A 12601-nucleotide genomic window follows, 5' to 3' on the forward strand; every position below is an offset into this window, starting at 1 on the left:
GTGCTCCGCTGATGCCTTCGCCACACCGCACGCTGCGAAAACAGCCCGGGCGAGCGGACCGCGGACGCCACCCAGGCCGGTAGTGATCAGGCGGACAGGGGCCGCCCGGCGTAGTGATCAGGCGATGTCGAGAACGCGGCAGGCAGTGGCATGGGTGTCCGCCCCGAACAGCACCAGGCGGGCCTCGACGACGGTGGCGGGCGTGGCCGGGCGCAGCACCGTCAGGGCCTGCCGGACCGCGTCTTCGACCGGCCAGCCGTAGATGCCGGCGGAGATCAGCGGAAAGGCCACGGTGGTCGCGCCCAGCTCGTCGGCCACGCGGAGACTGTTGGCGTAGCAGTCGCGCAGCAGCGCCGACCGGTCTTCGCTGGCGGACCAGACCGGCCCGACGGTGTGGATCACCCAGCGGGCCGGCAGCTCCCCCGCTGTGGTCGCCACCGCCTGGCCAGTGGGCAGACCCCTGCCGTAGCGGGATGCCCGCAGCGCCCGGCACTCGGCCAGGATGGCCGGCCCGCCGCGTCGGTGGATGGCGCCGTCGACCCCGCCGCCACCGAGCAGGGACGAGTTGGCGGCGTTCACGATGGCGTCGACCTGCTGTGTGGTGATGTCCCCCTCGACCAGGGTGATCTCCATGTCAGTCCTTCTCGATCGACTGGCCGAGCGATCGGCGGGCCAGCAGCGTCGCGCCGGCGACCGCCGCCGGCATGATCAACACCGCGCCGAGCGGGATGAGGAAGCAGAGGAAGACGGCCACCCCGAAGCCGAGCGCGGTGGGTCGGTCGGCCTTCAGGATCGTCCGGCGCTGCGGCAGCCGCATGCCGCGTCGGTAGAACGGTGCCCCGACCAGCTCCACGGCGAGGAACCAGCCGCCCACTGCCGCGCCGATCACCGGGACGACCGTCTGGCCGACCACGGGGATGAAGCCCGCGAGGAAGAGCGGAATCCCGACCAGCGCGGTGAGCGCCACCAGTCGTACCGAGTCGGCGAGGCTACGCCGCAACGACGACCAGAAGGGCACGTCCACCGCGCCCGGCGTGCCGCCGTACCGCTGCTCGACCTGCTCGGAGATCTTCTCGTAGAACGGGTCGCCGATGACCAGGGTGACGGCGGTGAAGGTGAGCACGCCGAGCAGGCCGCCGAGCCCCAGGAAGGCCAGGCCGGCGATCACCCGGACCAGGCTGCGGGCGGTGCTCGACCAGTCGTCGGCGAACGGGGTGACCAGCGCGGCGAGGTCGTCCACGAAGTACACCAGGGTGCCGAGCGCGGCCAGGAAGAACGCGCCGGAGATCAGCGCCGGCACGACCCCGAGCAGCATCAACCCCGGGCTGCGGACATAGAGGCCCAGCCCGCGCACGAGCAGCCCCGCCCCGGCGAGGAAGCGGCCGACGACTCCGGTGACCGGGCTGGCGACTCTGCTGACATCCACGATCGAGCAGCCTATCGACCGATGATCCGATCCGCCGGGTGGAGCCGTAGCAGTGACTCTCCGCGTCCACATCAACCGGTTGGTTGACGGAGCTGATCCACCGGGGACGCCGGGGATCATCGCCGACCAGTCGATTCGCCGGCGGGTCACCCCGACAACCCTTGAGGGGGTACGAGGACAGCGGCGAAGGGCGGCACGATGTCGGTCATCGAGGTGACCCACCTGAGGAAGCGGTACGGCGATCTGACGGCGGTGGACGACGTGTCGCTCACCGTGGAGGCCGGGGAGATCTTCGGCGTGCTCGGCCCGAACGGCGCCGGCAAGACCACGACAGTCGAGTGTGTCGCCGGGCTGCGTGTCCCGGACGGGGGCGGGGTGTCGGTCCTCGGGCTCGACCCACGCCGGGACGCGGCGCAGCTGCGGCAGCGGGTCGGGGTGCAACTCCAGGAGAGCCAACTGCCGGACCGACTCCGGGTGGCCGAGGCCCTGGAGCTGTACGCCTCGTTCTACCGCAACCCGGCCGACCCGGCCGCTCTGATCGACAAGCTGGGCCTCGGCGAGAAGCGGAACACCGCGTACAAGAAGCTCTCCGGCGGTCAGAAGCAGCGGCTCTCCATCGCGCTGGCCCTGGTCGGCAACCCGGAGATCGCGATCCTCGACGAGCTGACCACCGGGCTGGACCCGCAGGCCCGCAGGGACACCTGGGGTCTCATCGAACAGGTCCGGGACAGCGGAGTGACCATCGTGCTGGTCACCCACTTCATGGAGGAAGCCGAGCGGCTCTGTGACCGGATCGCGGTGATCGACCGGGGCCGGGTCGTCGCCCTGGACACCCCGACGGGCCTGGTGTCGGCGGTGGCTCCGGAGCAGCGGATCCGGTTCCGGCCCTCGGCACCGGTCGACGACCGGCTCCTCACCGACCTGCCCGAGGTGTCCGCCGTGCAGCGCACCGGCAGCCAGGTGGTGGTGACCGGCACCGGTGACCTGCTGCACGCCGTCACCTCGGTGCTCGCCCGCCACCAGATCGTCGCCGCCGACCTGCGGCTGGAGCAGTCCACCCTCGACGACGCCTTCGTCGAGCTGACCGGGCACCGGCCCGTCGACTGAAAAGGGGCAAGCATGCACGCCTTCCGTCAGATCCTGAGGATCGAGGCGCGGCTCTACCTGCGGGACCTACCGACGCTGCTCACCATAGTCGGGCTGCCCACAATGATCCTGGTGGTGCTCGGGTTGATCCCCTCACTCCGCGAGCCGGATCCGAACTTCGACGGGCAGAACTTCGTCAACTACTTCGCCCCGTCGCTGCTGGTGGTCACCCTCGCCATGGTCGGGGTGAACACGCTGCCCATGGCGCTGGCGACCTACCGGGAACGCGGCGTGCTGCGTCGGCTGGCGACCACCCCGGCGCACCCGGCCGCTCTGCTCGCCGCCCAGATGGTGGTGGCCCTGGCCGCGATCCTGGCCAGCGCGCTGCTGCTGATCATCGTCGGCCGGTTGGCGTTCGGGGTGCCGCTCCCCCGGCACCCGCTCGGCTTCATCCTGGCGTTCGTCCTCGGCACGGCGGCGCTGCTGGCGCTCGGGCTGCTGGTCGCCGCCGTGGCCCGGACGACGAAGGCGGCTCAGGCCCTGGCCGTGCCACTGTTCCTGCTCACCATGTTCTTCGGCGGGGTCTATCTGCCCCGGTTCCTGCTTCCGGACGCCGTGGCGCGGATCGGCGACTACACGCCGCCCGGGGTGCAGGCGCTCCTCGACGCCTGGACCGGCGCGTCACCGCAGCCATCGCACCTGGCGATAATGGCGGTGATCGCCGTGGCGGCCGGGGCCGGCGCGGCGAAACTGTTCCGCTGGGAGTGAGCGGGGATCCGATGACCAGCAGCGGTGGGCACGACCGTCTGACCAACTGGCGAAAGCGCGAGGCGAACGTCTATCGCGTGTTCCCGTACGGCGGGCTGGCTCTGGGCACCCTGCTGGCCCTCGTCGCACCGGCACCCGCCAGCCCCGGGGCGGCGCCCACCCTCGCGGTCGCCGTGGCGGCCGGATGCTGGGTCGCCTGGTTCGTGACCCTGCACCCCGACTGGCAGAGCCGGCGCAGGCCGATGGCGGTCTACTACGCCGGACTGCTCACGCTCGCGGCCGTGCTGGTGGCCGCCAGCCCGTGGTACGGCTTCTTCGCCTGGATCGGTTACATCCACGCCTTCCCGGTGCTGCCCGGGCGTTGGCGGGTCGCCGGGATGGTCACCACGGCCGCCCTCGTGGCCACGTCTCAGGGCGGTGGTCTGGCGGTGGTGACGTCGCACTGGCCACTCTGGCTGGTGCTGGTGCTCTTCAACCTGCTGGTGGCCGGTTCGGTGAGTTGGTTCGCGATGATCGCCGAACAGGAGGACACCAAACGCCGGCGGTTGATGACGGAGCTCGGCGAGGCCAACCGTCAACTCACCGAGACGGTCCGGGAGAACGCCGGGCTGCACGCCCAACTGCTCGCCCAGGCACGGGAGGCCGGCGTGCTGGACGAGCGCCAACGGATGGCGCGGGAGATCCACGACACCCTGGCCCAGGGGTTGACCGGGATCATCACCCAACTGGAGGCGGCGGAGCAGACCCGCGACCGCTCCGCCGACTGGCGGCGGCACGTCGACAACGCGCTCGCGCTGGCCCGGGAGAGCCTCACCGAGGCCCGCCGCTCGGTGCGGGCCGTCCGTCCGGAGACGTTGGAGACAGCCCGGCTGCCGGACGCGCTCGTCGAGCTGGGCGGGCGCTGGTCGGCTCTGAACGGGGTACGGGCCGAGGTCGCCACCACCGGTACGCCCCGCCCCCTGCACCCGGAGGTCGAGGTGACCCTGCTGCGGGCCGCCCAGGAGGCGCTGGCCAACGTGGCCCGGCACGCCGCCGCGTCCCGGGTCGGGCTGACCCTGTCGTACATGACCGACGTGGTCACTCTCGATGTCCGTGACGACGGGACGGGCTTCGACGTCGCCGGGCAGCCTGCGCCCCGCGAGCCGGGCGGCGGGTACGGGCTGACCGCGATGCGGCAGCGGGTGGCCCGGGTCGGTGGCGAGTTGGCCGTCGAATCCGAACCGGGAGTCGGCACCGCCATTTCGGCGTCCGTCCCCGCGCTGCCGGGAGGTGCCGGTTGACCGCCCCGATACGGCTGCTGATCGTCGACGACCACCCGGTGGTGCGCGACGGGCTGCGCGGGATGTTCACCGGCGACCCCGGGTTCGAGGTCGTCGGCGAGGCCGCGGACGGCTCGGAGGCGTTGGCCCTGGTCGCGACGGTGCGGCCGGACGTGGTGCTGATGGACCTGCGGATGCCCGGAATGAACGGCGTGACCGCGATCGGCCGGCTGGCCCGCTCCGGCAGCACCGCCCGCGTGCTGGTGCTCACCACGTACGACACGGACGCCGACGTGCTGCCCGCGATCGAGGCCGGTGCCACCGGCTACCTGCTCAAGGACACGCCCCGCGAGGAACTGGTCCGCGCCGTACGGGCCGCCGCCCGGGGCGAGTCGGTGCTCGCGCCGAGCGTCGCCGGCCGGCTGATGGGCCGGCTGCGTGCACCGGTCGAGGAGCCGCTCAGCCAGCGTGAGCTGGAGGTGCTCACCCTGGTGGCCCGTGGTGCCTCCAACCGGGAGGCGGCGGCTCGGCTGTTCATCAGCGAGGCCACCGTCAAGACGCACCTGCTGCACGTGTACGCCAAGCTCGGGGTCAACGACCGGGCCGCCGCGGTGGCCACCGCGTACGACAGGGGGTTGCTGACCCCCGGCGGGCGGTGAGCGGGGGCCGGGCAGGATGGGCGGGTGCGCGCCTCCCGGCTGATCTCGCTGCTCCTGTTGTTGCAGGCGCGCGGGTCGATGACGGCGGGTGAGCTGGCGCGGGAGCTGGAGGTTTCCGAGCGGACCGTCTACCGGGACGTGTTGGCGCTCTCCGCCGCCGGGGTGCCGGTCTACGCCGACCGGGGCCGCGCCGGCGGGTACCGGTTGCTCGGCGGCTACCGCACCCGACTGACCGGGCTGACCCGGGACGAGGCGGAGGCGCTCTTCCTCTCCGGGCTGCCCGGCCCGGCCGGCGACATGGGGCTCGCCGACGCGGTCGCCGCCGCCGAGTTGAAGGTGCTCGCCGCCCTGCCGCCGGCCCTGCGCGACGCCCCGGCCCGCGCCGGGCAGCGGTTCCACCTGGACGTGCCGGGTTGGTTCCGGGAGACCGCGCCGCCGCCGTGGCTGACCGAGCTGGCCCGGGCGGTCTGGCGCGACCGGGTGGTGGAGCTGCGCTACCGGCGCGGTGACCGGGAGGTGACCCGGCGGGTCCAGCCGTACGGGCTGGTGCTCAAGAGCGGTGCCTGGTATCTGGTCGGCCGGGTCGGCGGCGACACCCGCACCTACCGGGTGGACCGGGTGACCGGGGTCGAGGTCGGCGAGGAGAGCTTCGAGCGGGACGAGGGCTTCGACCTGGCCGGGCACTGGCGCGAGCAGGCCGGGTCGTTCCTGCGGACCATGCTGCGGGCCGAGGTCACCGTCCGGCTCAGCCCGGCCGGCCTGCGCCGGCTCCGGCACCTGGTCGATGCCCCCTTCGTGTACGACGAGCTGGTCGCCGCCGCCGGCGCACCCGACGGGCAGGGCTGGGTGGTGGCCCGGCTGCCCGTCGAGTCCGTCGAGGTCGCGTACCACCAACTGCTGGGGCTCGGCCCCGAGGTGGAGGTCCTCGACCCGCCCGAGCTGCGGCGGTTGTTCACCGACGCGGCCGACCGGTTCCGGGCGCTCTACCGGTAGCCGGTGACGTCGGAGGGCTTGCCCGCGTCGACCACCTCGACGATGTACCGGAACCCCTCCGGCTGGCTGCCGTCGAGGTCGGTGAATCCGTACACCTTGGACAGCGTGCCGGCGTCGACGGACTGGCCGTTCCAGCGGGCCTTGTCGTCGTCGGCGGCGAGCGCCGCCACCGCGCGGCCGACGAACGCCGGGGTCTCCGAGATGAGGAAGTTCGGGTCGGTGGCAGCACCGTCGCGCCAGTTGTCCTCGGTCACTCCGAAGTGCTCCAGCATCGCCTCGGAGCGGATCCAGCCGGGGGTGAGCGCCACCGCCGTGCAGCCGTGCGGCTTCAGCTCGTGTGCCTGGCTGAAGGCGAGCCGGTTGACCGACACCTTGGCCAAGTCGTAGAAGACCGAGAGCCGGTAGTTGTCGTCGTTGTACGCCTTGGTGCCGTCGCCCATCTCCACCAGCAGCCCGCCCGGCTTGCGGATCAGCAGCGGCAGAGCGAAGTGGCTGGTGATGATGTGGGTGTCGATGGCCAGTCGCAGGGTCCGAAAGCCAGCGTCCAGCGGCTGTTCCCAGACCGGCTTGTCCCAGGTGACCAGCGGGTCGCCGCCCCAGATGTCGTTGACCAGCACGTCGAGTTGGCCCTGCTCGGCGTCGATCCGGGCGACGAGGTCGCGGACCTGCTCGGGCACCAGGTGGTCGACCTGGGCGGCGATGCCCGTGCCCCCGGCCTCGGTGACCAGCTCGGCGGTCTCCTCGATGGTCTCCGGCCGGTCCATCTCCGAGCGACCGGTGCGGCTGCTGCGACCGGTGGCGTACACGGTGGCGCCAGCGGCGCCGAGCTGGACGGCGATCTGCCGACCCGCGCCCCGGGTGGCACCGGCGACGAGCGCGATCTTTCCTGCGAGCGGTTGTGTCATACCTGCGAGGTTGTCAGCGATACCTGACAACCGGCGTCCGAATTCCCGGACCGCTCTGGCGAACCGCGGGGAGACCTCGGCGCTCCCTGTAGAGCTGCCCCACAAACGGGGCGGCACTCGCCGTCCGCACGCGCCCCATATCTGAGGCAGCTCTACAGGGCGTAGCGGCCCGTGTCTCTCATTTCGCGACCGGTCCAGCCCGGGGCGTCTCAGTCCACCAGTCTGACTCGGACCCGGCGGTTGGCTCGGCCCTTGCTCTCCACCTTCACGACCTGCACCTTGCCGATCTGGGCGGTGGACGCGACGTGGGTGCCGCCGTCGGCCTGCACGTCCAGCCCGACGATGTCGACGATCCGGACCTCCTGCTCGTCCGGCGGGATGAGGTTGGACTGGGTACGGATGATGTCCGGCAGGGCCAGCGCCTCGGTGCGCGGCAGCACCCGGGTGGCGACCGAGCGGTCGGCGGCCACCTCCGCGTTGACCAGTTCCTCGATCCGACTCTTGAAGTCCGGGGGCACCTCGGGGAGGTTGAAGTCCATCCGAGCCTCGCCCGGTTCCATCGAGTTTCCGGTCACCAGAGCACCGAAGTCGCGGAACACCACACCGCAGAGCACGTGCAGCCCGGAGTGGGTACGCATCAGCCGGGTGCGGCGCTCGTCCTCCACCGCGCCGACGACCTCGGTGCCGGCCGGCGGCAGCGGGCCACCCTCGGCGGGGATCAGGTACGGGTCGTCGCCCTTGCGGGTGCCGACGATCCGGGTCTGCACGCCCTGCCACAGCAGCACGCCGTGGTCCGGCGGTTGGCCACCGCCGCCCGGGTAGAACGCCGAGCGGTCCAGCACGATGCCCTGCTCGGCGTCGGCGTGCAGGACCGTGCACGTCCACTCACGCAGGGTCGGGTCAGCGAGGTCGAGCCGGTGCGTCCGGCCATGTTGTGTGACGCCCATGACAGGGCACGTTACTCGTTGAGGAAGCCGGCGATGCGGTCCCGCAGGTCGGCGCGTTCCGACCAGAGGACCCCAGGCCGGTCGTACACGTGCAGGGTGGCTTGGGGCAACGCGGCGGCGAGTCGCTCGGCGACCTCGACCGGGTGCAGGTCGTCGCCCGCGTTGGCGATCACCAGCGCCGGCGCGGTCACCGCCGCGAGGGCGGTGGTGTCGCGCAACGGCGTCTGCTCGGCGAGGCCCGCCAGGCCGCCGGCCAGACCGTCGCGGAGCAACTGGTCGAGCCGTTGCCGCAGGTACGCCCAGCCGGCGGGAGTGTTACGCACCGCAGGGGGCAGCTCCAGGGTGACGACGTCGGCGACCGCCGAGGCGTCCCCGCTCTCCACCGCCTCCAGCAGGTCCGTGATGCGTTCCTGCGCGACCGGGCCACGCGGCCGGTCGAGCACCGCGGGTAGGAAGAAGACCAGCTTCTCGAAACGGTCCGGGCTCTCCACGAGCAGCCGGCAGAGGGCACCGGCGCCGAGGCTGGCGCCGAACGCCCGACTGGCACCGCCGAGGTCCGCGATCGCCCGCAGGTCCCGGGCGAGGTCCAGGTAGTTCCACGGCCCGTCCGGGGCCTCGGAGCGGCCATGCCCCCGGAACTGGAAGAACACCTTGCGGCCCGTCACCCCACTGCCGAACGGGCGGGTGGTGGCAATCCCGTTGCCCAGCCCGTGCGCGAACACGGTCACCGGATCACCGGTGCCCGTGACCAGCCGCTCCAGCCGTACGCCGTGCGGGGTGGCGACCAGGTCGGTGTCCGGCTCCGGCAGCGCCGGGCGGCCGGTACGCGGCCCACCGGGACCGGGCCCCCAGGTGCGGGGGCCGCTGTCCGGTGGGGGTGGCCAGCGGAAACCTCTCACCAGAACCCTTTGCCGTCGCTGAGGTCGCGAAGGCCGACCCGAACGTCGAGCAGGTAGATGAGACCGGCGGCGATGCCGATCAGTCCGAAGAGGCTGATCGGCCCGAAGCCGAGCAGGGTCAGCACGAGGCAGACCGCCAGGATGGCGATCCAGCCACCCTTGGGAAGTGTCCCGATGGCGGGGAAGGCGTCGGAGCGCTGGGTGATCGCGTGGACCAGGGCGACGCCCTGAACGATCAGCGCGAAGACGAGCAGGATCAGCTCGATCACGTAGCGGACTTCGAACGCGAAGATCGGCGCGGCGTTGGCCATGCCGGCAAGCTTATGTCGAGGACCCCGGCTACGTCCGACAAGGACGCCGCCGGGGTCGTCGACATGGCGAACTACTCGGCCGCCGGGCGGGTCCGCTTGGTGGCCCGGGGCAGCTTCGCCGACGGGGTCGCGGCCGGCTTGTCGGCCTTCGGCGCCCGCGCCGCCTTCTTGACGGCGGCCGGCTTGGCCTCGGCGATCTCGGCCACGTCGGCCGGGGTCGGCACCTCGGCCGGGGCCGGGGCGGCGGGAGCCGGGGTGGCGGTGGAGGTGGTCGCCGGCACGCCCTGGGTGGCCTCGATGTCGGCGTTGACCGTCTCGGCGGCCTCCAGCACACCGGCGCCGACGACGCGCTCGCCCCGGGCGACCAGCGCACCGTACGCGGCGAAGGCCCGCTCCTGGGCGGCCTGGGCGCCCGCGTACACCATGATGGCGTTGCGGGTCGCGGCAGCGCGCAGCTTGTCGAGGTCGGTGACCTCGCGCAGCTTCGCCAGGTCGGCGGCCTCGCGCAGCTTGGCCAGCTCGGCCGAGTCGCGCAGCTTGGCCAGGTCCAGTTCGGCCTGCGCCCGCTCGCGCAGCGTGCCGGCGGTCTCGTTGGCGGTACGCAGGGTCTCGGTGGCCTTCTGGCGCAGCTCGTAGCCGGTCAGCACGGCCCGGCCGCCCAGGTCGGCGACGACCCGGGTGCTGAGGACGCCGACCACGGCCGGCAGCTTGCGCAACTGCTCGATGGCCAGCTCACCGGCGCCAGCGGCGGCGTAGATCGGGGCGGGGATGCGGTTGGTCTTCGGCTCGCTCATGACGTCTCCTCTTCGGCCGCCGTGGCGGCCTCGCGGACCGCCGGACCGGCGGCCTTCTTCTCGGGGGTGTTGGTGCTGCCCGGGGCGGGTGCGGTGCCCGCCTCGGTGACGGCGACCGACTCGAGTACGGCCTCGGTCGGGGTGCCGCCTGCGGTGGTGGGGCCGGTGGCGGCCAGGTTCGCCACGTCGGCGGGTTGATCGCCGACATCGGTCGGGGTGGTCGCCCCGGCCGTGCCGCCGGTGGACCCGGTGCCGCTGCCCTCGGCGGGGGCCTGGGCGTCGGCCAGCCGGGTGTTCTCCCGGCGGAACGTCTCGTAGATCTGGGTGAGTGACTGCTTCTGAGCCATCGTCAGGTCGGCATCAACGGCGATGGCCGCGAGCACGCCGTGGCCTTCCTTGTCGTCGAGCAGCCCGGCGCGCAGGTACATCGCCGGGGTGGAGACCCGCAGCGCGTTCGCCAGTTGCTGGAGCACCTCGGCGCTGGGTTTGCGCAGGCCGCGCTCGATCTGACTGAGGTACGGGTTGCTGACCCCCGCCTGCTCGGCGAGCTGCCGGAGCGAGATCTTGGCGTTCCGCCGAAGATCGCGGATGAACCCGCCGACGTCGGGAAGGTCCTTCGGTGTGGCCATGACTCCGACGCTAACCGGCCGCGCTAGCTCCTGCAAGCGAAACGCTAGCCATAGTTAGCAACGTCTCAGCGCCCCGTTTGCGCCCCGCTCCCCCGATCCGTACGGTCCGTCCGTGCACAAGATCACAGTCAATGGAGCAAGCATCGCGTACGACGAGGCGGGCACCGGTTCGCCCGTCGTACTGCTGCACGCTGGCATCGCCGACCGACGGATGTGGCGAGGGCAGCTTCCCGCGCTCGCCGCCCGCCACCGGGTGATCGTCCCGGACCTGCGCGGCTACGGGGACTCGGAGCTGCCGCCGACCCCGTTCGCGCACCACGACGACGTGGCCGGGCTGCTGGACGCACTCGACCTGCCCCGGGCCGCCCTGGTCGGCTGTTCCTTCGGCGGCGCGGTCGCCATCGACACCGCACTGGCCCACCCCGACCGGGTGAGCGCGCTCGCGCTGTTCGACACGGCGGTCTCCGGCAACGAGTGGTCCGAGGAGGCGAACGACCTCTGGGACGAACTGGTCGGCGAGGTCGACCCCGACGACTTCGTCGCCGGCGCTGCCGGTGAGGTGCGGTTCTGGGTGGTCGGTCCGGGTCGCCAGCCGCAGGACGTCGACCCCGCGCTCGTCGCGTTCGCGCAGGAGATGGACCAGCGTGCGCTCGCCGCCGAGCTGGCGCTCGGTGCGGTGGAGGTGGGAGAGCTGACGCCGCCGGCGATCGGTCGCCTCGGCGAGCTGACGGTGCCCGTCCTGGTCACCGCCGGCGCCGCCGACGTACCGGACATCAGCCGGCTCGCCGACCGGATCGCCGCCGAGGTCCCCGGCGCGGTACGGCTGCCGGACGTGCCGGACGCCGCACACCTGTTGCCGCTGGAGCGTCCGGAGCCGGTCAACGCCGCGCTGCTCGACTTCCTGAGCTAGACGACAGTCACCAGAGCGGGCGGACCGCGCCGACCGGGACGCCGCCGCCGAAGAGCGGCACCTCGGCGTACTCGGTCAGCACCGGAGCGTCCACGCCAAGCCGGCGCAGCGCGGAGACCAGCACCGGCATCCGGGCCCGGTCGGCGCCGTCGTCGATCTTCAGTGCGACGGCGCCGACGCCCGGCAACGCCACGGCGATCACGCCCTCGGCGCCGACCTTGGCCAGCAGCCCCGGCACCCCGCGCATCAGCCGGGTGTCGTCGGCCTGGGTGCCACCCACGATCTCCGGGTACGCCCGCATCGCGTCGGCCACCGTGCGCGGCACCGAGCCCGGCTCGGCGTCGACCAGCCGGAGGTACGCCCCGGCCAGGCCGGTCAGCGACACCGCGAGGACCGGGGCACCGCAACCGTCGACCCCCACCGCCGCCGCCTGCTCACCCGTGAACTCCTCGATGGTGGCCCGCAACCGCTGCTGTAGCGGGTGCTCCGGCCGCCAGTAGCCCTCCCGCGACCAACCGGCGGCCTCGCAGGTCAGCAGCATCCCGCTGTGCTTGCCGGAACAGTTCATCTGCACCCGGCTCGGGCCACCACCGGCGCGCAGCACCGCCTCCCGGGCCGCGGCGCCCACCGGCAGGTCGGGCGGGCAGTGCAGCGCCGACGCGTCCAGCCCGGCGCGCTCCAGCAGCGCACCGACCCGGGCCAGGTGGAACTCCTCGCCCGCGTGACTCGCCGAGACCAGCGCCACGTCGGCCGGGTCGGTCAGGGCCAGACCGGCGCGGATCATCCCGATCGCCTGCATCGGCTTGCTGGCCGAGCGGGGGAAGACCGGCGAGGTCACGTCCCCGGCGGCCGCCACCGCGACACCGGCGGCGTCCAACACCACCACCGAGCCGCGGTGCACACCCTCCACGAACCCGGACCGGACCACCTCGGCGAGCGGCGCGCCGCCCTCGTACGTCTTCGTCACGCGCTGGACGGTACCGACGGTCCGGGGGTGCCCGGCGGCGGGGTGACC

At 72.7% G+C, this 12601-nt stretch carries 15 protein-coding genes; 6 read left to right on the forward strand and 9 right to left on the reverse strand.

Annotation, left to right across the window (positions count from 1 at the left end):
• Positions 1-117: 117 nt before the first annotated feature.
• Both HNR22_RS16735 and HNR22_RS16740 read right to left on the reverse strand, forming a co-directional pair.
• The gene (locus HNR22_RS16735; RefSeq protein WP_179781144.1) at positions 118-633 is read right to left on the reverse strand and encodes an O-acetyl-ADP-ribose deacetylase; all 516 of its coding nucleotides are present in this window, start codon (positions 631-633) and stop codon (positions 118-120) included.
• A gap of 1 nt (position 634) precedes the next feature.
• Positions 635-1498 (reverse strand): EI24 domain-containing protein, encoded by an 864-nt coding sequence (locus tag HNR22_RS16740; RefSeq protein WP_218906453.1) that lies wholly within the window; start codon positions 1496-1498, stop codon positions 635-637.
• Positions 1499-1624: 126 nt separating this feature from the next.
• Here HNR22_RS16740 and HNR22_RS16745 point away from each other — a divergent pair, with 126 nt between their 5' ends.
• The 5 genes from HNR22_RS16745 to HNR22_RS16765 are packed head-to-tail and all read left to right on the forward strand — an operon-like array spanning position 1625 to position 6191.
• Positions 1625-2533 carry an ABC transporter ATP-binding protein gene (locus HNR22_RS16745; protein ID WP_179781146.1) on the forward strand — a complete coding sequence of 303 codons (909 nt, stop codon included), beginning with the start codon at positions 1625-1627 and terminating at the stop codon, positions 2531-2533.
• A gap of 12 nt (positions 2534-2545) precedes the next feature.
• Entirely contained in the window at positions 2546-3280 is a 735-nt protein-coding gene (locus HNR22_RS16750) for an ABC transporter permease (RefSeq protein WP_179781147.1), read from the forward strand.
• An 11-nt stretch (positions 3281-3291) separates the two neighbouring features.
• Positions 3292-4560 carry a sensor histidine kinase gene (locus HNR22_RS16755; protein ID WP_179781148.1) on the forward strand — a complete coding sequence of 423 codons (1269 nt, stop codon included), beginning with the start codon at positions 3292-3294 and terminating at the stop codon, positions 4558-4560.
• Entirely contained in the window at positions 4557-5198 is a 642-nt protein-coding gene (locus HNR22_RS16760; RefSeq protein WP_179781149.1) for a response regulator, read from the forward strand. The genes HNR22_RS16755 and HNR22_RS16760 overlap by 4 nt, the downstream gene beginning before the upstream one ends.
• 24 nt (positions 5199-5222) lie before the next feature.
• Complete coding sequence (locus tag HNR22_RS16765) at positions 5223-6191, forward strand: WYL domain-containing protein (protein WP_179781150.1); 969 nt, start codon at positions 5223-5225, stop codon at positions 6189-6191.
• Here HNR22_RS16765 and HNR22_RS16770 read toward each other — a convergent pair.
• The 6 genes from HNR22_RS16770 to HNR22_RS16795 form a co-directional block, all read right to left on the reverse strand.
• Positions 6182-7096 (reverse strand): SDR family oxidoreductase, encoded by a 915-nt coding sequence (locus HNR22_RS16770; RefSeq protein ID WP_179781151.1) that lies wholly within the window; start codon positions 7094-7096, stop codon positions 6182-6184. The genes HNR22_RS16765 and HNR22_RS16770 overlap by 10 nt on opposite strands.
• A 209-nt stretch (positions 7097-7305) precedes the next feature.
• Positions 7306-8043 (reverse strand): alanyl-tRNA editing protein, encoded by a 738-nt coding sequence (locus HNR22_RS16775; RefSeq protein ID WP_179781152.1) that lies wholly within the window; start codon positions 8041-8043, stop codon positions 7306-7308.
• Between the two features lie 11 nt (positions 8044-8054).
• Positions 8055-8942, reverse strand: coding sequence for an alpha/beta fold hydrolase (locus HNR22_RS16780; protein ID WP_179781153.1), 888 nt, complete (start codon positions 8940-8942; stop codon positions 8055-8057).
• Positions 8939-9253, reverse strand: a complete 315-nt coding sequence (locus tag HNR22_RS16785) for a DUF2516 family protein (RefSeq protein ID WP_088950380.1) — start codon at positions 9251-9253, stop codon at positions 8939-8941. Before HNR22_RS16785 ends, HNR22_RS16780 begins: the two co-directional genes overlap by 4 nt.
• A 71-nt stretch (positions 9254-9324) precedes the next feature.
• Positions 9325-10047 carry a hypothetical protein gene (locus tag HNR22_RS16790; protein WP_179781154.1) on the reverse strand — a complete coding sequence of 241 codons (723 nt, stop codon included), beginning with the start codon at positions 10045-10047 and terminating at the stop codon, positions 9325-9327.
• A complete protein-coding gene (locus tag HNR22_RS16795; protein WP_179781155.1) occupies positions 10044-10676 on the reverse strand; it encodes a helix-turn-helix domain-containing protein in 633 nt (210 codons plus the stop codon). The genes HNR22_RS16790 and HNR22_RS16795 overlap by 4 nt, the downstream gene beginning before the upstream one ends.
• A gap of 112 nt (positions 10677-10788) precedes the next feature.
• Here HNR22_RS16795 and HNR22_RS16800 point away from each other — a divergent pair, with 112 nt between their 5' ends.
• The gene (locus tag HNR22_RS16800; RefSeq protein WP_179781156.1) at positions 10789-11586 is read left to right on the forward strand and encodes an alpha/beta fold hydrolase; all 798 of its coding nucleotides are present in this window, start codon (positions 10789-10791) and stop codon (positions 11584-11586) included.
• A gap of 7 nt (positions 11587-11593) precedes the next feature.
• Here the strand turns inward: HNR22_RS16800 and HNR22_RS16805 are convergent, their stop codons facing one another.
• Positions 11594-12553, reverse strand: coding sequence for an asparaginase (locus HNR22_RS16805; RefSeq protein ID WP_179781157.1), 960 nt, complete (start codon positions 12551-12553; stop codon positions 11594-11596).
• Positions 12554-12601: the final 48 nt, after the last annotated feature.

The sequence above is a fragment of the Micromonospora jinlongensis genome (assembly GCF_013410645.1).
Lineage (GTDB): Bacteria > Actinomycetota > Actinomycetes > Mycobacteriales > Micromonosporaceae > Micromonospora > Micromonospora zamorensis.